At 62.6% G+C, this 24497-nt stretch carries 28 protein-coding genes; 22 read left to right on the top strand and 6 right to left on the bottom strand.

Translation table 11 applies throughout. The features are described from left to right. The first annotated feature begins 78 nt into the window (after positions 1–78). From proC to AB5Y64_RS06715, 4 genes are read left to right on the top strand one after another with little or no spacing between them, the layout of a single operon-like run. Positions 79–903 carry a pyrroline-5-carboxylate reductase gene (proC, locus tag AB5Y64_RS06730; RefSeq protein WP_368203533.1) on the top strand — a complete coding sequence of 275 codons (825 nt, stop codon included), beginning with the start codon at positions 79–81 and terminating at the stop codon, positions 901–903. A gap of 23 nt (positions 904–926) precedes the next feature. Continuing rightward, positions 927–1478 carry a YggT family protein gene (locus AB5Y64_RS06725; RefSeq protein WP_010673053.1) on the top strand — a complete coding sequence of 184 codons (552 nt, stop codon included), beginning with the start codon at positions 927–929 and terminating at the stop codon, positions 1476–1478. Beyond that, positions 1478–1777 carry a DUF167 family protein YggU gene (yggU, locus tag AB5Y64_RS06720; RefSeq protein ID WP_041210939.1) on the top strand — a complete coding sequence of 100 codons (300 nt, stop codon included), beginning with the start codon at positions 1478–1480 and terminating at the stop codon, positions 1775–1777. Before AB5Y64_RS06725 ends, yggU begins: the two co-directional genes overlap by 1 nt. A gap of 18 nt (positions 1778–1795) precedes the next feature. Continuing rightward, positions 1796–2215 carry a DUF4426 domain-containing protein gene (locus AB5Y64_RS06715; protein ID WP_049636470.1) on the top strand — a complete coding sequence of 140 codons (420 nt, stop codon included), beginning with the start codon at positions 1796–1798 and terminating at the stop codon, positions 2213–2215. 75 nt (positions 2216–2290) lie between these two features. On the opposite strand, the gene AB5Y64_RS06710 is transcribed toward AB5Y64_RS06715, so the two are convergent. The 3 genes from AB5Y64_RS06710 to AB5Y64_RS06700 form a co-directional block, all read right to left on the bottom strand. Next, on the bottom strand, positions 2291–3121 hold the full coding sequence (locus tag AB5Y64_RS06710; protein WP_161470416.1) for a CPBP family intramembrane glutamic endopeptidase: 831 nt from the start codon (positions 3119–3121) through the stop codon (positions 2291–2293). 161 nt (positions 3122–3282) lie between these two features. Beyond that, entirely contained in the window at positions 3283–3573 is a 291-nt protein-coding gene (locus AB5Y64_RS06705) for a hypothetical protein (protein ID WP_039039963.1), read from the bottom strand. Between the two features lie 49 nt (positions 3574–3622). Then, entirely contained in the window at positions 3623–3997 is a 375-nt protein-coding gene (locus AB5Y64_RS06700) for a YacL family protein (RefSeq protein ID WP_039039964.1), read from the bottom strand. 206 nt (positions 3998–4203) lie between these two features. Between AB5Y64_RS06700 and AB5Y64_RS06695 the strand changes: the two genes are divergently transcribed. From AB5Y64_RS06695 to AB5Y64_RS06665, 7 genes are all read left to right on the top strand, one after another. Then, a complete protein-coding gene (locus AB5Y64_RS06695) occupies positions 4204–5319 on the top strand; it encodes a sugar diacid recognition domain-containing protein (RefSeq protein ID WP_161470415.1) in 1116 nt (371 codons plus the stop codon). 119 nt (positions 5320–5438) lie between these two features. Further along, positions 5439–6701, top strand: coding sequence for a GntP family permease (locus tag AB5Y64_RS06690; protein ID WP_161470414.1), 1263 nt, complete (start codon positions 5439–5441; stop codon positions 6699–6701). A 9-nt stretch (positions 6702–6710) separates the two neighbouring features. After that, a complete protein-coding gene (locus AB5Y64_RS06685) occupies positions 6711–7844 on the top strand; it encodes a glycerate kinase (RefSeq protein ID WP_041210943.1) in 1134 nt (377 codons plus the stop codon). Positions 7845–8105: 261 nt separating this feature from the next. Next, a complete protein-coding gene (locus tag AB5Y64_RS06680) occupies positions 8106–8669 on the top strand; it encodes an NnrU family protein (RefSeq protein WP_254231758.1) in 564 nt (187 codons plus the stop codon). A gap of 59 nt (positions 8670–8728) precedes the next feature. Next, positions 8729–9265: a glutathione peroxidase gene (locus AB5Y64_RS06675; protein WP_103857976.1), complete on the top strand. Its 537-nt coding sequence runs from the start codon at positions 8729–8731 to the stop codon at positions 9263–9265. Between the two features lie 82 nt (positions 9266–9347). Next, on the top strand, positions 9348–10283 hold the full coding sequence (locus AB5Y64_RS06670) for a LysR family transcriptional regulator (RefSeq protein ID WP_010673064.1): 936 nt from the start codon (positions 9348–9350) through the stop codon (positions 10281–10283). A 182-nt stretch (positions 10284–10465) separates the two neighbouring features. Continuing rightward, positions 10466–11662: a NupC/NupG family nucleoside CNT transporter gene (locus tag AB5Y64_RS06665; RefSeq protein ID WP_041214468.1), complete on the top strand. Its 1197-nt coding sequence runs from the start codon at positions 10466–10468 to the stop codon at positions 11660–11662. 607 nt (positions 11663–12269) lie between these two features. Here AB5Y64_RS06665 and AB5Y64_RS06660 read toward each other — a convergent pair. Together AB5Y64_RS06660 and arfB are read right to left on the bottom strand one after the other, a co-directional pair. Beyond that, complete coding sequence (locus tag AB5Y64_RS06660; protein ID WP_368203529.1) at positions 12270–12764, bottom strand: methylated-DNA--[protein]-cysteine S-methyltransferase; 495 nt, start codon at positions 12762–12764, stop codon at positions 12270–12272. Between the two features lie 26 nt (positions 12765–12790). Then, on the bottom strand, positions 12791–13207 hold the full coding sequence (arfB, locus tag AB5Y64_RS06655) for an alternative ribosome rescue aminoacyl-tRNA hydrolase ArfB (RefSeq protein ID WP_010673067.1): 417 nt from the start codon (positions 13205–13207) through the stop codon (positions 12791–12793). Between the two features lie 201 nt (positions 13208–13408). Between arfB and glnK the strand changes: the two genes are divergently transcribed. The 5 genes from glnK (at position 13409) to AB5Y64_RS06630 (ending at position 18718) form a co-directional block, all read left to right on the top strand. Next, a complete protein-coding gene (gene glnK / locus AB5Y64_RS06650) occupies positions 13409–13747 on the top strand; it encodes a P-II family nitrogen regulator (protein WP_005332325.1) in 339 nt (112 codons plus the stop codon). 228 nt (positions 13748–13975) lie between these two features. Further along, on the top strand, positions 13976–14983 hold the full coding sequence (locus tag AB5Y64_RS06645; RefSeq protein ID WP_039039971.1) for a Fe(3+) ABC transporter substrate-binding protein: 1008 nt from the start codon (positions 13976–13978) through the stop codon (positions 14981–14983). Positions 14984–15022: 39 nt separating this feature from the next. Further along, positions 15023–16648 carry an iron ABC transporter permease gene (locus tag AB5Y64_RS06640; protein ID WP_103857974.1) on the top strand — a complete coding sequence of 542 codons (1626 nt, stop codon included), beginning with the start codon at positions 15023–15025 and terminating at the stop codon, positions 16646–16648. Between the two features lie 40 nt (positions 16649–16688). Further along, the gene (locus AB5Y64_RS06635) at positions 16689–17723 is read left to right on the top strand and encodes an ABC transporter ATP-binding protein (RefSeq protein ID WP_319863839.1); all 1035 of its coding nucleotides are present in this window, start codon (positions 16689–16691) and stop codon (positions 17721–17723) included. A gap of 89 nt (positions 17724–17812) precedes the next feature. Further along, positions 17813–18718 (top strand): Dyp-type peroxidase, encoded by a 906-nt coding sequence (locus AB5Y64_RS06630; protein WP_039039974.1) that lies wholly within the window; start codon positions 17813–17815, stop codon positions 18716–18718. A 79-nt stretch (positions 18719–18797) separates the two neighbouring features. Here AB5Y64_RS06630 and argR read toward each other — a convergent pair whose 3' ends face one another. Continuing rightward, positions 18798–19268, bottom strand: coding sequence for a transcriptional regulator ArgR (argR, locus tag AB5Y64_RS06625; RefSeq protein WP_005308670.1), 471 nt, complete (start codon positions 19266–19268; stop codon positions 18798–18800). 200 nt (positions 19269–19468) lie between these two features. Between argR and AB5Y64_RS06620 the strand changes: the two genes are divergently transcribed. The 6 genes from AB5Y64_RS06620 to AB5Y64_RS06595 all read left to right on the top strand — a co-directional run bounded on the left by AB5Y64_RS06620 (position 19469) and on the right by AB5Y64_RS06595 (position 24461). After that, a complete protein-coding gene (locus AB5Y64_RS06620) occupies positions 19469–20209 on the top strand; it encodes an ATP-binding cassette domain-containing protein (protein WP_041210949.1) in 741 nt (246 codons plus the stop codon). A 24-nt stretch (positions 20210–20233) separates the two neighbouring features. Then, entirely contained in the window at positions 20234–20971 is a 738-nt protein-coding gene (locus tag AB5Y64_RS06615; RefSeq protein WP_010673073.1) for an arginine ABC transporter substrate-binding protein, read from the top strand. A gap of 3 nt (positions 20972–20974) precedes the next feature. Then, positions 20975–21625 (top strand): arginine ABC transporter permease ArtQ, encoded by a 651-nt coding sequence (artQ, locus tag AB5Y64_RS06610; protein WP_042014905.1) that lies wholly within the window; start codon positions 20975–20977, stop codon positions 21623–21625. A gap of 2 nt (positions 21626–21627) precedes the next feature. Beyond that, positions 21628–22290 carry an arginine ABC transporter permease ArtM gene (gene artM / locus AB5Y64_RS06605; protein WP_048209073.1) on the top strand — a complete coding sequence of 221 codons (663 nt, stop codon included), beginning with the start codon at positions 21628–21630 and terminating at the stop codon, positions 22288–22290. Between the two features lie 242 nt (positions 22291–22532). After that, the gene (mdh, locus tag AB5Y64_RS06600) at positions 22533–23468 is read left to right on the top strand and encodes a malate dehydrogenase (RefSeq protein WP_323957650.1); all 936 of its coding nucleotides are present in this window, start codon (positions 22533–22535) and stop codon (positions 23466–23468) included. A 402-nt stretch (positions 23469–23870) separates the two neighbouring features. After that, positions 23871–24461 (top strand): tetratricopeptide repeat protein, encoded by a 591-nt coding sequence (locus tag AB5Y64_RS06595; protein WP_103857969.1) that lies wholly within the window; start codon positions 23871–23873, stop codon positions 24459–24461. Positions 24462–24497 lie beyond the last annotated feature (36 nt).

Raw genomic sequence — 24497 nt, 5'->3', positions numbered from 1 at the left:
TAAACAGGCGCGTGTGATGCTGTCAGCCCGCACAGGCTGGGTCGGCATCCGCTGCGATGTCAGTAACAGGAGTGTTTGATGCAGCAGAGAACCCTCGCCTTCATCGGGGCAGGCAACATGAGCCGCAGTATCATTGCCGGCCTCATCCAGGCGGGTTACCCGGCAGAGCGTATCATCGCCGCCAATCCGAGCCGCCCCAAGCTGGACGAACTGGCCAGCCAGTTCGGCATCCGTATCACCCAGGACAACGCCGAGGCGGCCCGTGAGGCCGAGGTGATCGTGCTGGCGGTCAAGCCCCAGCTGATGGCGGGCATGCTGACGGCGCTGGTGGCCGAGCTTGGCTCGCTGGATGGCAAGTTGCTCATCTCCATCGCTGCCGGCATTCGCGTCGCGCGCTTGCAGGAGATGGCGGGTGGTCACGATCGCATCATTCGCACCATGCCCAACACCCCCTCCTTGCTGGGGCTGGGGATGACCGGGCTCTATGCACCGCCCGCCATCGGGCAGGCCGATCGGGCGGTGGCCGAACAGATGATGCAATCCGTGGGCAAGACCCTCTGGGTGGATCAGGAGGCCGGCATCAACGGCGTCATTGCGGCGGCGGGCAGTGCCCCGGCCTACTTCTTCCTGTTCATGCAGGCGATTGCCGAGGAGGCCGAGGCCATGGGCTTTACGCCGGAGCAGGCCCGCCTGCTGGTGCAGCAAACCGCCCTGGGAGCGGCCGCCATGGTGGAGCAGAATCCCGATCTGTCGCTGCAGACCCTGCGCGAGCAGGTGACCAGCAAGGGCGGGACCACGGCCGAGGCCGTCAAGACATTCCAGGAGCAGGGGCTGATGTCGCTGACCGCAAGAGCCATGCAGGCGGCCGTTACCCGGGCCGGCGAAATGGAAACCCTTTTCTGAATCCCTTTTAGCAAGGAGCCCGGATGAACACGGCTTACTTTTTGATTAACACTGTCTTTGATCTCTACCTCATGGTGGTGCTGCTGCGGGTCTGGCTGCAGTGGGCGCGGGCCGACTTCTACAACCCCATGAGCCAGATGGTGGTCAAGCTGACCAACCCGCTGGTGGTGCCCCTGCGCCGCGTCATCCCGGGTTTTGGCGGGCTGGACATGGCCTCTGTGCTGCTGGCGCTGCTGATCGCCTTTGGCAAATTGGTCCTGCTCAAGAGCATGAATGTGCTGCAGGCGGACTGGCTCACTCTCTGTCTGTTTGCGACGCTCACCGTGTTGAAGAAGGCGGGTTCCATGATCTTCTGGATCCTGCTTATCCGCGCCATCCTGAGCTGGGTCAGCCAGGGTCGCAACCCCATTGAATACGTGATGCACCAGCTCACTGAACCCTTCCTGGCCCCCATTCGCCGCATCCTGCCTGCATTGGGCGGGCTGGATCTCTCCGTGCTGGTCGCCTTCATCGCGCTGCAGGCCATCAACTACCTGATGGGGGATCTGTTCGGCCAGTTGTGGTGGATGATCTGATGCCCGCCGTCCTGCTGGAAGGGGACGAGCTGGTGTTGCATCTGATGATCCAGCCCAAGGCGAGCCGGGATCAGATCATCGGATTGCACGGTGACGAGTTGAAAGTGGCCATCACGGCGCCGCCGGTGGATGGTCAGGCCAACAGTCACCTGATCAAGTACCTGGCCAAGCAGTGCAAGGTGGCCAAGGGGCAGGTTCGCATCCTGCGGGGAGAGCTGGGTCGGCACAAGACGGTCGCCATCGACGCGCCAAAGCAGATCCCCGCCGAGATTGCCGCTCTGCTCGATAATCAGGATTGATACGAGAGGGATGACATCATGAAAACTGCCTGGATGAGTTGCCTGCTGGCACTCCTGATGACGCTGCCGCTGCGGGCTGAGCAGATGCAGGAGCTGGGCCCCTGGAAAGTGCACTACAGCGCGTTCAACTCCAGCTTCCTCACCCCCGAGGTAGCCAGGACCTATGGCCTGGAGCGCAGCCGCTATAACGGCATCGTCAATATCGCGGTGCAGAACAAGCAGGGGGTGGCACAGGCGGTGGGGATCAGCGGCGAAGCCCGCAATCTGACCGGCACCCTTCGCCCCCTGAATTTTCAGGAGGTGAAAGAGGGGAATGCCATCTATTACCTGGCAGTGCTGCCCTATCGAAATGAGGACACCTACCAGTTCACCCTGAAGATCATGGGGGAGGGGCAGCAGCAGACGCTGACCTTCCAGCAGACCTTCTACGTCGACTAGATTGCAGGGTGAATGCAGATGCCCTGCCCCCACGGGGGCGGGGCATTTTTTTGCCCGGTGAACCTGTGCTCGACGTCAGTGGCTGGCCAGGGGATAGGTAAACAGGGCCAGGTGGGCGAAGTTGAACAGGAAGTGGAGCAGGATGGCGACACTGAGGCGCCCGCTCAGCTGGAACGCCAGGCCATAGCAGGCCCCCGCCAGCGCGGCGAACAACACCAGCAACGGGCCACCGGCAAGATGGGCTGCGCCGAACAGCAGGCTGGCGACCAGGAGACCTGCCCAGGGCGTGCTTCGGCTTGCCACCCCTTGCTGGATGCATCCCCGGAACAGCGCTTCTTCCGCCACGCAGGTGAACAACAGGTTGTTGAACGCGAACAGCCACCACCAGTGGGGCAGTCCCGCTTCGGGTTTGAGGGCGCCCAGTTGCCAGGCGGTGATGAGCAGGGCCGCGAGCGGCAGGATGAGTAGGGCCAGCGGCCGCCAGCGCATCGTTCCACCCGGGCCGAGCAGGCCGGGGATGGCCAGCAGCAGGGCGAAGAAAATGAGCGGCTTGTCCAGATTGAGGTAGAGGGTGAAGGGCACGCTGGCCGGGCCCGCCTGTACCTTGTCGAGCACCCTGAGATTGTCAAAGCCGGGCACCAGATGCAGCGTCAGGGCGAGGAACCACAGCAGGATCAGCGTCAGTGCGACGCCACGCCAGGGTGGGGGCAGGGTGGGGGTACGCCAGGCCAGCAGCAGACCGGCGAGGCTGACAAGAGCGGCGAGGGGCGCGAGTCGCTCAAGCCAGAGGGCGGTAAGCAGGGCAAGTCCCAGCAGGAGCATGCCGGGTCTGGTTCGGCGGGCGAGGCAGCAGAGTACGGCCAGCCCCAGGACGAGCCAGATGAGGATATCGGGGAGTGGTAACATCGAGTCTCCTTGTATGAATGAAGGGCGCACCTTAACGATCCCCATGGACTGGTTCAAGGAAAAGGGACTGGCCGGCAGAAGACGCGCAATGAAAAGCCGGAGCTGGGCTCCGGCTTGGGCGGCGGCAAGATGTCACCGAGAGAGGCGATGGCCTTCCCGTATCAGCGACCGGACTCGGCGATGACCCGGGCGATGATGTCGGCGCGTTTGCTGGCTTCCAGCTCGCCCAGGGCGATGAGACCGGCCTTGAAGATGACGTTCTTCGGCAGACTGACGTCATCCAGGGTGGTGATGGCCTCGACGTGCATGCCGTTCAGGCGGCTGGCATCGCGCGGGCTCAGGTTGACCTGGGTGTTCAGCACCTGCTTGCCCTTCTTCTTGGGCTGTGCGGGTTTCTTCGGTTGATCCAGCTCGTCTTCCGGCAGTTCGTCATCAAAATCGTAAATGGACATAGTCAATCCTGTTGGGTTGCAAGGGGCATGCTCGCCCGAATGGGGGTAATCAGCCCATATCCTCGTTGCGGATAAAGGCGCGCCAGGAGCCGAGTACCTGGGCAAAATCTTCCAGCCCGCACATGGCCAGCTGTTCATCATCGTAGTAGGCGAGATCGTCGAGATCCTCGTCCTGCTCGATATTGAGGACATTGGCCTTCACCTCGGCTTCCTCGTGGGTCAGCAGCAGGGAGTAGTCGCCCCCCAGCAGCCGGTATTCGGTGCGGGCCCGGCTGGAGAGCTGGTCGATGATGGCGAACAGCTCGTCGAGCTTCTCCTCGTCCTTGCCCACCTCGTCGATCAACCACTGGCCGATGGCTTCATGGCCCATGGAGAACCGGGCGCGATAGCCACCGAACGGGTCGCGGCGAAATTCATAATCCATAGCGGAGTCCATATCGGAGGGTGAAACCACCACGGCGCAAAGCGGCATGATGCCGGATCCTTGATCCATGGTGGGGCACTGATAGCGTAAAGTGGCCTATTCTAGCGATCCCCCCCGCGCTTGTCTTGATGATGTGGGATCTTTAACGGGTGATCCCGGTGATGGCGCACGCCGGGGACCCTGTCAACGAATGGTATGGAGAGGCAATGCAGCTCAACGACGCGCTCGCGCATCAGATAGTCAGCCGGGCGATGAAGATCCTCTCGTTCTCGGTCAACGTCATGGATGAGCGGGGACTCATCATTGCGTCCGGCAATCCGGAGCGGCTGCACCAGCGCCACGAGGGGGCCGTGCTGGCCCTGACCGAGAACCGTGTGGTGGAGATAAGCGAGGCCACCGCCCGGGAGCTCAAGGGGGTGAGGCCCGGCATCAACCTGCCCATCGCCTATCAGGGGGAGCTGCTCGGGGTCATCGGCATCTCGGGTGATCCGGACGAAGTGCGTGCTTACGCCGAGCTGGTGCGCATGACCGCCGAGCTCATCCTGGAACAGGCGGCGCTCACCGAGCAGTTGCAGTGGGACAAGCGCCACAAGGAGGAGCTGGTGTTGCAGCTCATTCGCGGCGAAGGGCGGGCCGATCAATTGCAACAGGTGGCCCGCTTCCTCGAGCTGGATCTCGCCCAGCCCCGGGTGGTGGCCGTGCTGGCGCTGGAGGAGGCCGAGCCCGCCCAGGTGAGGGAGCTGGTTCACCTGCTGGAAAACCCGGAGCGGGACAACCTGGTGGCCATCAACGGCCTGGACGAGATAGTGGTGCTCAAACCCGCCCAGCTCAGCGACGGCGTCTGGCAGTCGGCGCAGGAGCGCAGCCGGATCCGGCAGCTGCTCTCCCGTATTCCCCATTTCAAGGTTCGTATCGGGGTGGGTGATTACTTCCCCGGCATCCCCGGGCTGGCGCTCTCCTACCAGACGGCGCGAGACACCTTGCGCCGTGGCATGCGCCAGTCGCCCCGCAAGCAGGTCTATTTCTTCGAGGATTACCGGCTCTCAGTGCTGCTCGGCACCCTGGCGGACTCTTGGCAGGCGGATCAGCTGCGGGCTCCGCTGCAAAAGCTGGCGCAGGAGGACACAAAGGGAACGCTGCAAAAGACGCTGCGCCAATATTTCTTGCAGGATTGTGATCTGCATCCCTGTGCCGAAGCCCTGTTCATTCACCCCAACACCCTGCGTTATCGACTGACCCGGATAGAGCAGATAACCGGTTTGAATTTCAACAAGTTAGATGACAAGTTTCTGCTCTATCTCGGGCTCAGTCTCGATAGCTGATTTGTCTTTTCCAACAAAAATACAAGGCCGGTAAATGCTTTTTTTGGTTTTATGGCCAAAGCATTCCAGGCGGGGATCCCCATAATGGCGCCACTCATTACAACAACAAGGTGCCCGTCATGATCCCAGTCTCCGCGCTCGGCGCGCTCGCCGCGCTTTCCATCGCCATCTTCCTCATCCTGAAGAAGGTGCCGCCTGCTTACGGCATGATTGTCGGTGCCCTGGCCGGTGGCCTGATCGGTGGCGCCGACCTGACCCAGACCGTCGCCCTGATGATCGGCGGCGCCCAGGGGATCACCACGGGGGTGATGCGGATCCTGGCGGCGGGTGTGCTGGCCGGGGTGCTCATCGAATCGGGCGCCGCCACCACCATCGCCGAGACCATCGTCAAGAAACTCGGCGAAACCCGCGCCCTGCTGGCCCTGGCGCTGGCCACCCTGATCCTGACCGCGGTCGGCGTCTTCGTGGACGTGGCCGTCATCACGGTCGCCCCCATTGCGCTGGCCATCGCCCGCCGCGCCGATCTCTCCAAGGCGGCCATCCTGCTGGCGATGATCGGCGGTGGCAAGGCGGGCAACGTCATGTCTCCCAATCCCAACGCCATCGCGGCAGCCGATGCCTTCCACCTGCCTCTCACCTCGGTGATGGCGGCGGGCATCATTCCCGGCCTGTTCGGTCTGGTGATGGCCTACTGGCTGGCCAAGCGCCTCAACAACCGGGGCAGCAAGGTGGCCGCCGACGAGGTGGTGAGCTTTGACGGTGCCAAGTTGCCCGGCTTTGCCGCCGCCATCAGTGCGCCCCTGGTCGCCATCCTGCTGCTGGCCCTGCGCCCCATCGCCGGCATCGTGGTGGACCCGCTCATTGCGCTGCCTCTCGGCGGCCTGGTCGGTGCCCTGATGATGGGCAAGTTCACCAAGGTGAACCAGTTTGCCGTCTCGGGCCTGGCCCGCATGGCGCCGGTGGCCATCATGCTGCTGGGTACCGGTACCCTGGCGGGCATCATCGCCAACTCCGGTCTCAAGGATGTGCTCATCAGCGGCCTGACCGCCTCCGGTCTGCCCTCCTACCTGCTGGCCCCCATCTCCGGTGCCCTGATGTCGCTGGCGACCGCCTCGACCACGGCCGGGACCGTGGTGGCCTCCAACGTGTTCAGCGCCACTCTGATTGAACTGGGGATCAGCAGCCTGGCAGGGGCCGCCATGATCCACGCCGGCGCCACCGTGTTTGACCACATGCCCCACGGCTCCTTCTTCCATGCCACCGGCGGCAGCGTCCACATGGGCGTCGGCGAGCGACTCAAGCTCATCCCCTATGAAACCGCGGTCGGTCTGACCATCGCCGTTGTCTCCACCCTGATGTTTGGCGTGTTTGGCCTCGCCTAAGGAACTGATATGAAAATTGTGATCGCCCCCGATTCATTCAAGGAGAGCCTGAGCGCCATGGCGGTGGCCGATGCCATCGAGGCCGGTTTCAAGCAGGTGCTGCCGGATGCCACCTACGTCAAGCTGCCCATGGCCGATGGCGGCGAGGGGACGGTGCAGTCTCTGGTGGATGCCACCGGTGGTCGCATCCTGCCGGTCGAGGTGACCGCCCCCCTCGGCAACAGGGTGCAGGGCTTCGTGGGCCTGCTGGGGGATGGCAAGCGCGCCGTCATCGAGATGGCGGCGGCCTCCGGCCTTCATCTGGTGGCGCCCGAGCTGCGCAATCCGCGGCTCACCTCCAGTGTCGGCACCGGGGAGCTGATCCTGGCCGCATTGGAGATGGGGGTGAACCACCTCATCCTCGGCATCGGCGGCAGCGCCACCAATGACGGCGGTGCCGGCATGATCCAGGCACTCGGCGGCAAGCTCCTGAAAGCAGATGGTACCCCCATCGCGCCGGGCGGTGCCGGTCTGGCCGAGCTGGCCACCATCGACCTGAGCGGGCTGGATCCCCGTCTGACCGGACTCACCATCGAGGTGGCCTGCGACGTGGACAATCCGCTGTGCGGCCCGAAAGGGGCGTCCGCCGTGTTCGGTCCGCAGAAGGGGGCAACTCCCGAGATGGTGGCCGAACTGGATGCCAATCTGGCCCGTTACGCGGACTGCATCGAGCAGGCGCTTGGCAAGCAGGTGAAGGAGATCCCGGGAACGGGGGCCGCAGGCGGCATGGGGGCAGCCCTGGTGGGGCTGCTCGGCGCCGAGCTCAAACCCGGCATCCGGATCGTCATCGAGGCGCTGAACCTGGCCGAGGCGGTGGCCGATGCGGATCTGGTCATCACCGGCGAGGGCCGCATCGACAGCCAGACCATCCATGGCAAGACGCCCATCGGGGTAGCTCGCTGTGCCAAGCAGTTCGGCAAGCCGGTGATCGGCATCGCCGGATGCCTCACCGATGACTGCGGCGTGGTGCACGAGCACGGACTGGATGCGGTGTTCGCCGTGGTCAATCGGGCCATGTCCCTGCCGGAGGCGCTGGCCACCGCCACCACCAACCTGCAGCTCACGGCCCGCAACGTGGCGGCTCTCTACCTGCTGCGCAAATGACCCTCTCTCCTGGCCGATGCGGTGCATCGGCCTGACCCTGCCCCGTGCAGCAGAGTGAGCGGCCCGGCGTGGCACCTCTGACGCACTTGCCGATCCTTGGGTCGGCTTTTTTTATTATCCTGCTGTCTTTCATATGGTTTTTGTATTCTGAGAAGGGGCTTTGCGGCATAGTGATCTCCCGACAGTGAGGGAGCCACGAGAAACAAGGCCCGCCTGAGGGAGGGCTTCCCATTCCGGGGGGCAATATGCGAGGTGCGAGCCATGATCCTGCTGACCCTGGGGGTGGTGTTGTTCACCCTGACTCATCTTTACCCCTGTTTCGCGGCACAGCACCGCGCCCGTCTGCGGGATCGGCTGGGGGAGAACCGCTACAAGGGGCTCTTCTCGCTGCTGGTGTTCGTCGCCATCGGCTGCATCCTCGCAGGCTGGCGCAGTGCCAGTCCCATGCCCCTCTATTTTCTGCCTGTCTGGGGCCCCACCCTGGTGATGGGGATCATGCCGATCGCCCTTGTCCTGCTGTGTGCGGGGCAGGGGGCGAACCATTTCCGCCGTTGGCTGGTGCATCCCCAGCTGCTCGGGGTGCTGCTCTGGTCGGGGGCCCATCTGGCGGTGAACAGCGAGGCGCGTTCTCTGGTGCTGTTTGGCGGGATCGGTCTCTGGGCTCTCATCAGCATCGTCTGGATTTCGATGCGGGAGTGGGGTCGTCACCCCCGTGCCGCCGCCACCTGGCAGGGGACGGGGATCAGTCTGGGGGCGGGGCTGGCCCTCACGGCTCTGCTTATCTTCTGGGGACACGGCTGGCTGACCGGGATCCCCCTGCACTGATCCCTGAACCAGATTCCGGGGTCTTGCGTATGATGGACAAAACAATGGGAGTCACGTCGATGAAATGGTTCACCCTGCTGCTGATGCTCGGCTCGGGTGCGGTCTCTGCCGCCTGCCCCGATTACTTCAACGTGGAGATGCGGGAGCTCAACAGCACCCAGCGCCACAACCTCTGCCAGTTGACCGAGGGCAAGGTGGTGCTGGTGGTCAACACCGCCTCCTACTGCGGTTACAGCGGTCAGTTCCGGGATCTGGAAGCCCTCTATCAGGGCTACAAGGAGAAGGGACTGATGGTGCTGGGCTTCCCTTCCAACGATTTCTGGCAGGAGGCGGGCAACGAGAACAAAACCGCCGAGGTGTGCCGCCGGGACTACGGGGTGACCTTCCCCATGTTCAACCGGGTGGCGGTGCGGGGTTCGGATGCGGTGCCGCTGTTCAAGGGGCTGACCGCTGCTGCCGACGGTGATGCGCCCAACTGGAACTTCCACAAGTACCTGGTCGGGCGGGACGGCAAGCTGATTGCGAGCTATGGCGCCAACCAGAATCCGTCGGATGATCCTCTCAAACAGCAGATCATCGATGCCCTGGGGCACTGACCCTACCCCATGGCGGGCCGCTCTGGAATAATGCGGCCCCGCCATCCACTCCGGTGACACCGTGCTGCAACGTCTTCCCCAAATGGTGATCTTCGATGCCCTGGTTCGTGAACAGGGCATCTCGGCGGCTGCGCGCCGCCTCGGGGTTTCCAAATCCCACATCAGCAAGCAGCTCGCCCTGCTGGAAACCGCGCTCGGCGCCCAGCTGGTACAGCGCACTACCCGCCGTTTCGGGCTCACCGAACTGGGTCAGGAGTATGCCCGCCACTGCCGCGCTCTGGTGGCGGTGGCACTGGAGGCGGAATCCATGGTGGCGGAGCGCCGTGGCAAGGTGAGCGGCGTGCTCCATCTGGGGGTGGGTCAATCCTTCGGGCGGTTGCACGTGATCCCGCGCCTCAAGGCGTTTCAGGCACGTTATCCGGATCTGGAGCTGGAGGTGTCCCTGTTCGATCACCGCACCAATCTGGTGGATGAGGGGCTGGATCTCTGGATCACCACCTACGAGGACAAACCCGAGTCTCTGGTAGGGCAGCGACTGGCAGACATCGGCTTCGTGCTGGTGGCCTCGCCGGATTATCTGCTGAGTCACGGCACGCCACTGCACCCCAGGGATCTGGCCCATCACAATTGCATCACCTACCAGAGCCGGGAGCGGCGCTACCACGAGTGGTCATTTCGCCAGGGCAAGGAGCGCCAGACGGTGCAGGTGGCGGGCAACTACCGGGTGGATCTGGCGGAAGCGGTGCGGGACGCCGCCCTGGCCGGGCTCGGCATCGCCTACGTGGCCAACTACCTGCTGGACAAGGAGCTGCAATCTGGTCAGCTCATCCCTCTGCTGCCCCAGTGGCAACCGAACCAGAAGATGGCGGTGCACGCCGTCTATGCCAGGCGAGAGCATCTGGATCCCAAGATCCGCCTCTTCATCGACTTCCTCAAGGAGAGCTTCGGACCCGGGCCCTACTGGGCGCAGCGACTCGCACCCTGGCTCGGGGGGAAATTGTCCGGCACCGAGGAATAATCGTTTCCATACAAGGACACTGGCGTGAGTGCGGTTTCAAAGTTGTGTCAAATCAGTCAGTTGGCGCAACCGATATCGTGCAAACGTTTTTGCTAACAGGGTTGTAACCCGGCAGGGTTGCGGCGGTGAGGGGAGGGGAGCAGAATCCGCGCCCATCTTCAGCCTCACTGGATGGAATCCCCATGATTGCCCTGCTTGGTATCCTGAGCATCCTGGCCCTGGCCGCACTCTGCTCTGATAATCGTCGTCGTATCCCGTTGCGAACAGTGGGCTTTGCCCTCTGCCTGCAAGTGCTCTTCGCCGCCCTGGTGCTCTGGCTGCCCGCCGGTCAGCAGGTATTGAACGGTGTCAGCGAGAGCGTCAGCAGCGTCATCGGCTACGGCCAGGAGGGGATTGCCTTCCTGTTCGGGGATCTGGCCAAGTTCAAGCTGGGCTTCATCTTCGCCTTCAACGTGCTGCCGGTGATCATCTTCTTCTCCGCGCTGATCGCCATCCTCTATCACATCGGCCTGATGCCCAAAGTGATCGCCCTGCTCGGCGGCGGCCTGCAGAAATTGCTGGGCACCGGCCGCGCCGAGAGCCTCTCTGCCACCGCCAACATCTTCGTCGGCATGGTGGAAGCGCCGCTGGTGGTCAAACCCTATCTCTCCAGGATGTCCGATTCCCAGTTCTTTGCGGTGATGAGCTGCGGGCTGGCCTCGGTAGCTGGCGGCACCCTGGTGGGCTACGCCAGCATCGGGGTCGAGCTGAAATACCTGATTGCGGCGGCCTTCATGTCCGCCCCTGCCGGGCTTGCCATGGCCAAGATCCTGGTGCCGCCCGCCGCGCAAGAGGAAGATCACCACGAAGACGTGGAGATCCCCCGCGCCACCAACGTCATTGAAGCGGCCGCCGATGGCGCCATGGCGGGTCTCAACATCGCCGTCGCCGTGGGGGCGACCCTGCTGGCCTTCGTCGGCGTGATCGCCCTGCTCAACGGCCTGCTGGGCTGGGCCGGCGACCTGGTGGGGCTGGAGCTGAGCTTCCAGATCATCCTGGGCTGGCTGTTTGCCCCCGTCTCCTGGCTCATCGGCGTACCCTGGGATCAGGCCCAGGCGGCCGGTGCCCTGATCGGCACCAAGATCGTCATCAACGAGTTCGTCGCCTTCATCGCCCTGGTGCAGGATCAGACCCTGAACGAGTCGAGCAAGGCCATCGTCACCTTCGCCCTGTGCGGTTTCGCCAATATCTCTTCCATGGCGATCCTCATCGGCGGCCTGGGGGCCATGGTGCCGGAGCGCAAGTCCTTCATCGCCCGCTACGGCATGCGCGCCATCCTGGCGGGGGTGTTGGCAAACCTGATGAGCGCCTCCCTGGCAGGCTTGTTCCTCGCCCTCTGATAGACCCTGGAAGTCAGCACCTTCCGGTCATTGCCCGCTTCGGCGGGCTTTTTTGCACCCGCTTGCAGGCAAAAAAAAGCGCCTCTGGGGAGGCGCGGGGAAAAGACAGATTGGAAGCGTCACATGGGTGCCACCTGAATGAGGGATGAGCCGTCCCATCCAAGTGTGAAGCCATGATGCCTGATGCTCTCTGAAGCGCTTCTGAGGCGATTCTTCATACTGTGTTCATTTTCAAAATGCTGCCGTAATGTGGTTTTTAAATAATTGATGCTGAAATAAAATAAATAATCAGTGATTTATTTTGTTATGCGGCTCAAAGGAAAGGTGAATCGGGGCGGTGGGCATGCTCCTGCCATGGGGCGGATCCGTCGGAATATTATCCCGATGTCTGCTCAACGAATCACGCAACCATGCTGCCAGATGGCAAGCAACCAGCATGTGATGGGGGGGTTGCCCGTCATGGGCAGTGCAACGCCGCCTGCGGTCTGCTGTTGGGACCAGCAACTCGTATGTGATGAAGATGCCGCTCGTCAGAGGATCCGCGCGAGTGGCCTGCGGTCTGTGGTGCCTGCACCCGCAACCCGCATTTGACAGGAGGCGCACCCTTTCATGGGGTCAGCGCGAAGTGGTCTGCGCTCTCCTGCTCCAGTGCCAGCAACCAGCGCTTGATGGGGATGCCTCCCCCGTAGCCGGTCAGTTCACCGCTGCGCCCTATGACCCTGTGGCAGGGCACTATGATGCTGAGGGGATTGCGGCCGTTGGCGGCGCCCACCGCCCGCACGGCCCTGGGGTTGCCGATGGCCTCTGCAATCTGGAGGTAGCTGACGGTCTCGCCGTAGGGGATGTCGCACAACGCCTGCCACACGGCCTGCTGGAATGGTGTGCCCGTGGCGGCCAGGGGGAGATCGAAGCGCCGCAGGCGGCCGGCAAAGTAGGCGGAAAACTGCTCGACGAAGGGGGCCAGGGCGGCATCATCCCGCTGCCACTCCGGTTGCGGCAGGACGGGGCGCTCCCCTTGCATGAATTCCACGTGGCGCAGCCCGGCCCCATCGATGGCGATGAGCAGGGGCCCCTTGGCACATTCACAAAAGCTGTACTGCATTCTCTTGTCCTCGGGGTTGTGGCAGGTCACTCCAGCACGGGCTTGCCGCGGGTGGATTTGATCTCTCCCTTGCGTTTCTTGGCATCGACCCGCTTGCGTTGGGAGCTGCGGGTCGGCTTGGTGGCGTGGCGGGCCTTGGGGCGCCACGCGGCTTTTTTCAGCAGCTCGGTCAGGCGGCTCATGGCCTCCTTGCGATTCATGTCCTGGCTGCGATGGGTCTCGACCCTGATCTGGATGAAGCCGTCGTGAACCCGGCTGTCGCTGAGCCGCTCCAGTCCCTCCTTGTAGAGCGGCGGCAGGCTGGGGGAGTCGCGATAATCGAAGCGCAGCCAGACGGCGGAGTCGGTCTTGTTGACGTGCTGGCCGCCATTGCCCTGGGCCCGCATGGTCTGGAATTGCAGTTCATGCCAGGGGATGATCACGCTGTTGGAGATGACTAACATGGGGTGATGCTCTCATTTGGTGCATCAAGGGAGTCTGGTGCAGCTTGGTGCCTCATTATGGGGCGAGATGCGCTTCCTTGGTGATCCTGAGCCTTTCTGGCTCAGAGTGTCATGTCTATCTATATGAAAATAAACGATAAAAATACTTGGCACAAGAATTGATGACCCATTCGTGACATACCATGGATTGGGAGCAACCAGATGAAGCTGATTACTGCGATTATCAAACCTTTCAAGTTGGACGACGTGCGCGAGGCCATCGCCAACCTGGGGGTGGAAGGCCTGACCGTCTCCGAAGTGAAGGGTTTTGGTCGCCAGAAGGGGCACACCGAATTATACCGGGGAGCCGAGTACCAGGTCGACTTTCTGCCGAAGGTGAAGCTGGAGATCGCTACCGCAGACGAGAACGTCGAAGGGGTGATCGAGGCCATCTGCAAGGCGGCCTATACCGGCAAGATCGGTGACGGCAAGATTTTCGTCTATGACCTGCTGCAAGCGGTGCGTATTCGTACTGGTGAGAGCGACGACGAGGCGCTCTGAGTACGCTCCTTTGCCCGGCCGGGTCGGGCAAAGGTCCGGGCAGGTTCTGCCGACAGTGTGAAGGGGTGGTCGTCGAAAGACCGGATGGGATTCCATCCGGTCTTTTTGTTTGGCCGCTGATTAAATAGATCGTTCCAACCCTGCAAACCGCCTTGATCCTCTCCTCCCGATTCATGCAGAATGCAAACGAAAATGGTTATCACTCTTTACGCAGACAAGGAACGGATGATGAAAATGAAGATGTTGGCACTGGCTTTCTCCACGCTTGTCGCCCAGTCGGCGTTCGCCGCCCAGGAGGTAAACGTCTATTCGAACCGTCAGGATGAGCTGATCAAGCCCATCATCCAGCAGTTCGAGAAGGAGACCGGGATCAAGGTCAATGTGGTGTTTGCCAAAGAGGGGCTGAACGAGCGTCTGGAACGGGAAGGCAAGCTCTCTCCGGCCGATCTGATGCTGACCGTGGACATCAGCCGTCTGACCGAGCTGGTGGACAAGGACCTGGTGCAGCCGGTGGACAGCAAGACGCTGCAGGAGAACATCCCCTCCATCTATCGCGATCCGGACAACCGCTGGTTCGCCCTGACCACCCGGGTGCGTGCCATCTACTCCAGCAAGGAGCGTCTTGGCAAGCTCGACACCATCCGCTACGAAGATCTGGTCAAGCCTGAATTCAAAGGAAAAATTTGTACCCGTAGCGGCAAGCACGAGTACAATGTGGCGCTGGTTTCGTCCATGATTGCCCATCACGGCATGGCGGACACCAAGACCTGGCTGGAAGGGGTCAAGGCCAACCTGGCGCGCAAGCCCCAGGGCAACGACCGTGATCAGGTCAAGGCGATCAAGGACGGCATCTGTGATGTCTCCCTGGGCAACAGCTACTACCTGGGTGCCATGTTGAAGGACCCGGCGCAGAAGTCCTGGGCCGACGCGGTGGAAATCAACTTCCCGAACCAGGGTGATCGCGGTGCCCACGTCAACGTGAGCGGCGTGGCCATGACCAAGTATGCCAAGAACAAGGACGCAGCACAGAAGCTGATGGAGTTCCTCTCCGGGGATACCGCCCAGCACATGTATGCGGATGTGAATGCCGAGTACCCGGTCAAGGCGGGGGTCGAGCCTTCTGCCATGGTCAAGTCCTGGGGCACGTTCAAGTCTGACCCCATGCCGGTCAGCGATTATGCCAAGCACCGCAAGGACGCCTTGCAACTGCTGGATGAAGTGAAATTCGACTTGTAATCAGATGGGGCCAACGGCCCCATCAACTTCTGTGGACTCATGAAACATTTTGGATGGATTGCCGGCAGCTGGGCCACCGCCCTGCTGCTGGGTTTGCCGGTACTCGCCCTGGTCTTCTCCGCCTTCTCGGCTGATGGGGAACTGTTTGCCCACCTCGCCGATACCGTACTGCCCGACTATCTGCGAAACACGTCCGGCCTGGTGCTGGGGGTGGTCTGCTTCAGCCTGCTGTTCGGAGTGCCCACCGCCTGGCTGGTGGCCATGTGCGAGGTGCCGGGGCGCCGCGCCCTGCAATGGGCGCTGATGCTGCCCATGGCGATGCCCTCCTATATCGTTGCCTACGTCTATACCGACCTGCTCGACTACTCGGGCCCGCTGCAGGCGGGGCTGCGTGCCCTGTTTGGCTGGCAGGGACCGACCGACTACTGGTTCCCGGCCATTCGCTCCCTCGGGGGCGCCGCCTGGGTGCTGGCGCTGGTGCTCTTCCCCTATGTCTATCTGCTGGCACGGGCCTCCTTCCTGGAGCAGTCGGTCAGCCTCATTCACTCCAGCCGTCTGCTCGGCTGCACCCCCTGGCAGAGCTTTCGCCGCCTGAGCCTCCCCCTGGCCCGCCCGGCCATCATGGTGGGGGCATCTCTGGTCGCGATGGAAACTCTGGCGGACTTTGCCACCGTCCACTTCTTTGCCATCAACACCCTGACCACCGCCATCTACGACACCTGGCTCGGCTACGGCAGCCTGGCGACCGCCGCCAAGCTCTCCTGTCTGATGCTGCTGGCGGTGGTGCTGCTCATCGCGCTGGAGCGCCGCTCCCGCCAGCGCCAGCAGGTGTTCCAGAAGTCGATGGGCTTCGAGCAGCCCCTGCGTTACCCCCTCGGGGGCCTGAGGGGCGTGCTGGCCGGGCTCTGGTGCTGGGGCCTGGTGCTGGCGGGGTTTGCCCTGCCGTTCGTCATCCTGCTCGATTACGGGGTGCGTTACTTCGCGCTGTCGTGGACGCCCGAATTCGTGCGCTTTGCGGGCAACAGCCTCGCCATCTCGGCCCTGACCGCCCTGCTGGCCATGGCCATTGCCCTGCTGCTCGGCTTCTTCCGTCGCCTCGATGGGGGGACTCGCAGCCTGCTGCCCCTGCGCCTTGCCGCCATGGGCTATGCCATGCCGGGGACCGTGCTGGCCATCGGCGTGCTGGTGCCGCTCACGGCCCTTGATTTTGGCATCAACGATCTGGCCGAGTGGCTCGGGATGCCGGGCCCCGGTCTGCTCCTGACCGGCACCCTCACCGCCATCGTGTTCGGCTATCTGGTGCGCTTCGTCGCCATCGCCATCGGGTCGGTGGAGAGCAGCATGAGCAAGATCTCCCCCAGCCTCGACATGGCGGCCCGCTCTCTGGGGCAGGGGGCGGGCGGCATGCTGCGTCGCATTCACCTGCCGCTGGTACGCCGCGGCCTCTTTGCCGGCGCCATGCTGGTGTTCATCGAATCCATGAAGGAGCTGCCCGCCGCCCTGCTGCTGCGGCCGTTCAACTTCGAAACCCTGGCGACCCACGTCTATCAGTTCGTCTCGGACGAGATGCTGGAGCGGGGGGCGCTCGGTGCCATCGTCATCGTGCTGGTGGGGCTGATTCCCCTGCTGTGGATAAACCGTACCCTGGATGGTCCAGGCCATTGAGCGGCCCCGTCCGGCATCACTACGCGAGAGGAAAAGAACCTTGTCCTGCCTGAATATCGAGAAGGTCAGCTGTCACTACAATGGCCGCCCCGTGCTGGAGCAGCTCTCCCTGCAGGTGGCCGACAACGAGATCGTCTGTCTGCTGGGGGCCAGCGGCTGTGGCAAGACCACGCTGCTCAAGGCGGTGGCCGGTCTGCTGCCCCTGGCCCAGGGGGAGATCCGGCTGGGAGAGACCCTGCTCGATGCCCCCGGCGTGAGTGTGCCGCCGGAGGCCCGCCATATCGGCATGATCTTCCAGGATTACGCTCTCTTTCCTCACCTGACGGTGGCCGAGAACGTCGGCTTCGGCCTGACCGGGCAGGATCGCGGCAGCCGCCTGCAGCAGGTGGAAGAGGCGCTGGCGCTGGTCAACCTGCAGGGATTGGGGGAGCGCTATCCCCATCAGCTCTCCGGCGGCCAGCAGCAGCGGGTGGCCATCGCCCGCGCCCTGGTGTGCAAGCCGCGCCTGATGCTGCTGGACGAGCCCTTCTCCAACATCGACACCCAGGTGCGGATGAAGCTGATCCTCGAGATCCGCACCCTGCTCAAACAGCAGGGCATTGGCGCCATCTTCGTCAGCCACAGCAAGGAAGAGGCCTTCGCCTTCGCCGATCGGCTGGCCCTGTTTCGCGCCGGTCGCATCGAGCAGGTGGGGGAGCCGGAGCAGCTCTATCGCCGCCCCGGGAACCGCTTCGTGGCGGAGTTTCTCGGCGGGGTCAACTATCTGGCGGCCGAGGTGGTGGACAGCCACTGCGTGCAGACCCTCCTTGGAACCATCTGCGGTCAGGAGCCCCATGGCCGCGCGGTGGGGGAGCGGCTGCAGCTCATGCTCAGACCCCAGCAGTTGGCGCTGACGGCGGCGGATGACGGTGAGCTCCGGGTGCGTGAGCAACAGTTCCTGGGCCATCACTGCCGGGTACTGGTGGAGTGTGGCGGCCAGCAACTGGAAGCCAGCATCGGTGAGCCCCTGGAAGGGGAGCGCGCGCGGCTGACCGTGGCGCCTCATGCCCTGGTGTTGTTTGACCCCTTGCCCTGAGTGCGTGGTATTGTCATGAAATCAATGAACTGGAAGCGCGCTGGTTTATAATCGCGCCACGCCCATAGCCAACGCACTTGGAGAGAGACATGAAAGCCCAAGCCGGGATCTGCGCAGAGCCGAATCTGCACGCCCTCTATCTGATGTTCAATCGCACCGGTGACGCCGCTGCCCTGACCTCCCGCCTTGCCAGCCTGCCAGCACTCTGGGAGGCGGTGAGCGCCGACTTCCCCGATGCTGCCTTCAGCGGTCTGGTCGCCGTCGGGGCCGACGCCTGGGATGATCTCTATCCTGCCGCCCGGCCGCCCCAGTTCCGCGGTTTCATGGCGCAATCCGCCAACGGTCAGGAGGCCCCCAATACCCCGTTCGATCTGTTCGTGCAGTTGCGTGCTGATCGGGTGGACGTGCTGCATCATGCCGGTCATCGCGTCATGGCCCTGCTGGCCGGGCTTGTTGAATTGGCCGAGGAAGTCCGCGGTTTTCGCAACCAGGATTGCCGGGATCTGACCGGTTTCGTCGACGGCACCGAGAACCCGCAGGATGAGCACCGCGCCGTGGTGGCGTTGCTGGACGGCGGCGAGTTCGCCGGTGGCTCCTACATCCACGTGCAGCGCTGGGTCCACGCCATGAGCGACTGGGAGAAGCTGGCCCTGAAGGAGCAGGAAGACATCATAGGCCGCACCAAAGTCGACAACATCGAATACGAGTCCGCCGACAAGCCGCTCACTTCCCACATCAAGCGGGTCAACCTCAAGACCCCGAAGGGGGAGTCCATGGAGATCCTGCGCCAGAGCATGCCCTGGGGCACCATGAGCGAGCAGGGGCTCTACTTCATCTCCTGCTGCCGCACACCGCTGCACTTCAACGCCATGCTGGCCAGCATGTACAAAGGGGAAGGCAGCCACTTCGATCACCTGCTGCGCTTCACCCGGGCGGTGACCGGCGCGGCCTTCTTCGCCCCTTCCGTCGATTTTCTGGTGGCCGAGGGCAAATAAGCCCGGCCTGCCGATCGCTCAAAACAAAAAATCCCGGCCAAGGCCGGGATTTTTGTGCGGATCGCCCAAGGCGACCGGATCAGGGCGTCTGCTCGAACAGCTCGAGGGCGGAGAGGTAGAGCTCCTCGATGTCGGTATCGCTGGTCGGGGTGATGAAGATGGTGTCATCACCGGCGATGGTGCCGAGGATCCCTTCGGCCTTGCCGAGGGAGTCAAGCAGGCGGGCGATCAGCTGGGCTGCGCCGGGGCTGGTGTGGATCACCACCAGAGCGCCGTTGTGGTCGACATCCAGCACTAGGTTCTTGAGGGGGCTGGAGGTGGTGGGCACGCCCAGCTCCACCGGCAGACAGTAGACCATCTCCATCTTGGCATTGCGGGTGCGAACGGCGCCGAAGCGGCTCAGCATGCGCGAGACCTTGGATTGGTTGATGTTCTCGAAGCCCATCTCTTGCAGGGCAGTCACTATCTCTGCCTGGGAGCCGAAACGCTCCTCTTTCAGCAAGGCTTTAAAGGCCTTGGCCAGTTTTTCTTGCTTGTCGTTATGTTTCATCTTGGACTCACGAATGAGGGGAGTGACCGCCTGTCACGCTCAGGCGGCAGATACGAACAGCGCTGCTATTTTGCATTCATATGCCTGTTTTGGCAAGGAAGCGGCGCTTGTTCTGCATATTGATTCAAATATAGCTTGCATCAACTTATGCTGGCGCTAGAATCAGGACGAAATTTTGAAAACTTATTCAATTGGGCTGTATGGGTATCGAATTAATCGGCATCGAAAAATCCTGGCACAAGGTGCCGGTACTGCAGCAGGTGAGCTTTCGGACTGCTCCCGGCGAGACCTTGGTATTGCTGGGCCCGAGCGGGGCAGGCAAGAGCTCTCTGCTGCGCATGATGAACTTGCTGGACACGCCGGATGCCGGTGTGTTGCGCATCGCAGACTGTGAATTTTCTTTCCCGTCCAGCCTCTCTACTGCCGAATTCAACCGTCAGGCACAGGCGCTGCGCCGCAAGGTGGGCATGGTGTTCCAGCAGTACAATCTGTGGCCGCACCTCACCGTGATGGAGAATCTGATTGAAGCGCCCGTCAAGGTGCTCGGCATGAGCCGCGACGCGGCCATCGAGAAAGGGGCCTATTTGCTGGCCCAGCTGCAACTGGCCGACAAACGGGACGCCTGGCCCGCACGGCTTTCCGGTGGCCAGCAGCAGCGGGTCGCCATTGCCCGGACCCTGATGATGGATCCCCAGGTGCTGCTGTTTGACGAACCGACGGCTGCCCTGGATCCCGAAATTACCAAAGAGGTGGCGGAGATCATCCGCACTCTGAGCCAGACCGGCATCACCCAGGTGGTGGTGACCCACGAGGTGGAGTTCGCCCGCAAGGTGGCCAGTCAGGTGATCTATCTGGAGAAGGGGCGGATCATCGAATCCGGCACCGCCGCCATCTTCCAGTCCCCGCAAACCAGCCGGTTTGCCGAATTCTTGATGCATTGATATTGAGTCGATAAGGAAGCTGTCATGAAAAAGAGTCTGTTGCTGATCGCCGCCATGGGTCTGCTGAGCACTTCTGTGCTGGCCAAAGAGATCAAGTTCGCCACCGAGGCAACCTATGCGCCGTTCGAATACCTGGATGACAAGAACGAGTTCCAGGGCTTTGACATCGATCTGGCCCGCGCTGTCTGCGAGCAGGCCAAGCTGGAGTGCAGCTTCCACAACCAGGCCTTCGACAGCCTGATCCCCAGCCTCAAGTTCCGTCGCTATGATGCCGTCATCGCCGCCATGGACGTGACGCCGGAGCGGGCCGCCCAGGTCGACTTCTCCGACATCTATTACGAGAACTCCGCGGTGTTCGTCGCCAAGAAAGAGACCTTCAAGGGGCCGGACGATCTGGTGGACAAGACAGTCGGCGTGCAGAACGGCACTTCTCACCAGTCCTATCTGGTGGACAACTGGGTGAGCAAGGGTCTGCTGACCGTGCCCTACGCCAGCTACCAGAGCGCCTTCCTGGACATGATGAATGGCCGTACTGACGGCGTGTTTGCCGATACGGCGGTGGCCGCCGACTGGCTCAAGCAGCACAAGGAATACGCCGTGGTCGGTACCCCGGTGACCGACGCCAAGTACTTCGGTACCGGTTTTGGCATCGCGGTGGCCAAGGGCAACCAGGAACTGCTGACCCAGCTGAACAAGGGGCTGGCCGAGATCAAGGCCAACGGCACCTATCAGAAGATCTATGACAAGTACTTCGCGCAGTAAGCCATGTTGAGCCTGTTGTTGGATGCAGCCTGGATGACCCTCGGGCTGGCCCTGGCATCCCTGGTCGGTGGCATGGTGCTGGCGCTGGCATTCAGTGCGGCTGAGTTGAGCAAGCAGCGTGCGTTGGTGTGGCCCGTGGCCACCCTGACCACCTTGATTCGTGGTCTGCCCGAGTTGCTGGTGGTGCTCTTCATCTACTTCGGCTCGACCCAGGTGCTGTTCCTCATCACCGGGGAGTATGTGGAGTTCAGCCCGTTCGCCTGCGGTGTGCTGGCGCTCTCCCTGCTGTTTGCGAGCTACGCCACCCAGACCCTGCGTGCCGCCCTCAATGCGGTGCCCCCTGGGCAGCGGCTGGCGGCGCAGGCGCTCGGCCTGGGCAAGGGGCACACCTTCTTTCGCATCGTGCTGCCCCAGGCCTGGCGTCACGCCCTGCCGGGGCTGGGCAACCAGTGGCTGGTGCTGCTCAAAGACACCGCTCTGGTCTCCCTCATCGGGGTAAACGAGATGATGCGTCAGGCACAGATGGCGTCGGCCAGCACCTATCAACCCTTCACCTGGTACGCCGCTGCCGCCCTCATCTATCTGGCCATCAGTCTGGTGAGTGAATTCGGCTTGAAGCAGGCGTCCCGCTATACCCGCCGTTACGGAGGCTGACCATGCAGGATTACCTGATGACCCTGCTGGGAGGGCTGGCGATCACCTTGCAGCTCACCGCGTTCAGCTTGCTCCTGGGCGTGCTGATGGCGGCCGGCATGACCTGGGTGCTGGAGCGTCGCATTCCGGTGGCGACCCAGCTGGTGCAGCTCTGGGTACTGGTCTTTACCGGTACGCCGTTGCTCATCCAGATCTTCCTCATCTACTACGGGCCTGGTCAGTTTGAATGGCTCAAGGCGGGGCCGCTCTGGCCGCTGCTCAAGCAACCCTGGTTCTGCGCCGTGCTGGCGCTCGGTTTCAATACCGCAGCCTACTCCACCCGGCTGTTTAAGGGGGCGCTCGACGCCATCCCCGCCGGTGAAGTGGAGGCCTGCCGTGCGCTCGGCTTCTCCGCCGGACAGACCCTGTGGATGAAGGCCCGCCATGCCGCCCGTCGGCTGGTCCCCGCCTATTCCAACGAGGTGATCCTGGTGCTCAAGGGGAGTTCGCTCGCCAGTACCATCACCATCATGGACATCATGGGGCTGGCCCAGCGTCTCAACGCCCAGACCTATGACACCCTGGCGGTGTTCACCGTGGCCGGAGCGCTCTATCTGACCATGAATGGATTGTTAACAATTGGTTTCCGCTGGTGTGAGCGTCGGGCACTGGCTTTCCAGTCCTGAAGCAGTCACATTTACCTCTTAATGGTGAGGGGGGCACAGGAAATCTGTGTCTTTCCTCCCATTTATCGCATATTCCTCTCCGCTTTCATCGCCGCTTGTTCCCTGGCTCACAGAACCCGTGATTACAACTGTTATCAGATTGTTTTTTAGGAGGGGATCCTTTAAGGTGAGGCGCACAATAAGAATCAGCATTAACCCAACTAGAAACAACCTTAAACCTACGCTTAGACATGGAGTTGATCATGAAAGTTGCCGTTCTGGGTGCCGCCGGTGGCATCGGCCAAGCCCTCGCTCTGCTGTTGAAAAACCGCCTGCCTGCCGGTTCCGAACTGAGCCTGTATGACATTGCCCCGGTCACTCCGGGCGTGGCGGCGGACCTGAGCCACATCCCGACTGACGTGAAAGTAAAAGGTTTCTGCGGTGAAGATCCGAGCCCGGCTCTGGTCGGCGCCGATGTCGTGCTGATCTCTGCCGGCGTGGCGCGCAAGCCCGGCATGGACCGTTCCGACCTGTTCAACATCAACGCCGGGATCGTCAAGAACCTGGTGGAAAAGTGTGCTGCTTCCTGCCCGAAAGCACTGATCGGCATCATCACCAACCCGGTCAACACCACGGTCGCCATCGCCGCCGAAGTGCTAAAGAAAGCCGGTGTCTATGACAAGCGTCGCCTGTTCGGCGTGACCACCCTGGATGTGATCCGTGGCGAGACCTTCGTGGCCGAAGCCAAGGGCCTGAACGTTGACAAGGTACGTGTCAACGTCATCGGCGGTCACAGTGGCGTGACCATTCTGCCGCTGCTCTCCCAGGTTGAAGGCGCCAGCTTCACCGCTGAGGAAGTGGCTGCCATGACCAAGCGCATTCAGAATGCCGGTACCGAGGTGGTGGAAGCCAAGGCCGGTGGCGGTTCCGCCACTCTCTCCATGGGTCAGGCAGCCTGCCGTTTCGGTCTGTCGCTCATCAAGGGTCTGCAAGGGGAAGCCAATGTCATCGAGTGTGCCTATGTGGAAGGCAACGGTGAGCACGCCACCTTCTTCGCGCAGCCGGTGCTGCTCGGCAAGAACGGTGTCGAAACCGTGCTGGGCTACGGCAAGCTGAGCGCCTTCGAGCAGGAAGCGATGGACAGCATGCTGGCCACCCTGAAGGCTGATATCCAGCTGGGCGTCGACTTCGTCAAGTAAGTCTCTACGTCGACCGCAAGGGGAGCCCAGGCTCCCCTTTGTCATTTTCGGGGCTGGGTGTAGCGGGCTAAGGAGATGGCCCTGGCTGCCGATAACAGAAGGCAGCAGGAGATCCCTATGATAAAACCAAGAACCCTCATCGCCATTATCGGTGTGTGCAGCTTCCCCTTGCAGGGGGCGGAGTCCACCTCGGCCGCCGCGCCCACCCAGGCGGTGGCGGTTGCAGCCGCGCCGCCATCCGCGGCGTCTGCACCCTTGTCACCGGCCTCATCATCGGCCCAGCCAGCCCTGACGCCAGCCTCTTCTGTCGCCACGCCATCCCTCCCTGTGTCAGCTGCGCCAGCCCAGGCGCCATCCGCATCCGCATCCGCACCTGTACCGTCCGCACCGGCAGCTGCGCCGCTGCCCAGGGCGACGACGCAGGCATCCGCTGCTGCGGGAGAGTTGCAGGCCGTGCCGCTCTATCGCCAGGACGAACTGCTCAACTGGATAGAGCAGGGGCGCCATCTGGCCCGGGTGAAGCAGGACAGGTGCCAGCTCACCCAGGATATCGAGGCGCGGGCCTCGGTGATGAAGATCCCTGCCTATCAGTTCCTCTGGGGAGACATGCTGGCCTGGGGAGTTTGCACCAAGCCGGACGCCCAGATCGGAGTGCAGTACATGTGGGAGGCCGCCAACCAGGGGCTGGCGCCGGCGCTGGAACAGCTTGGCCGCTATTACTGGAAGGGGATCCTGGTTCAGAAGGATCTGGTGCGGGCCGAGACCCTGATGCGGGAAGCCGCGAGCCTCGGCTTCTTACGGGCACAGATGGAGTGGGTGGAGATGTTGCTGCAGGGCATGGGGAGTCCGCTGGATTACGAGGAGGCGTATCACTGGCTGCACGGCGCCGTCATCGGTGACAAGGCCATGCACCAGAAGGCGGCGAGCCTGCTCAGCCGGCTCGGCAACCGGATGCCCGCCAATGCCATCGCCCGTGCCAAGGCGATGCGCTGAGTCCTGATAGTCCGCTTTGATATTACAAGGCCCACG

Source organism: Aeromonas sp. R5-1 (assembly GCF_040908265.1).
GTDB lineage: Bacteria > Pseudomonadota > Gammaproteobacteria > Enterobacterales > Aeromonadaceae > Aeromonas > Aeromonas caviae.
This window is presented reverse-complemented; position numbering and strand designations above follow the sequence as displayed.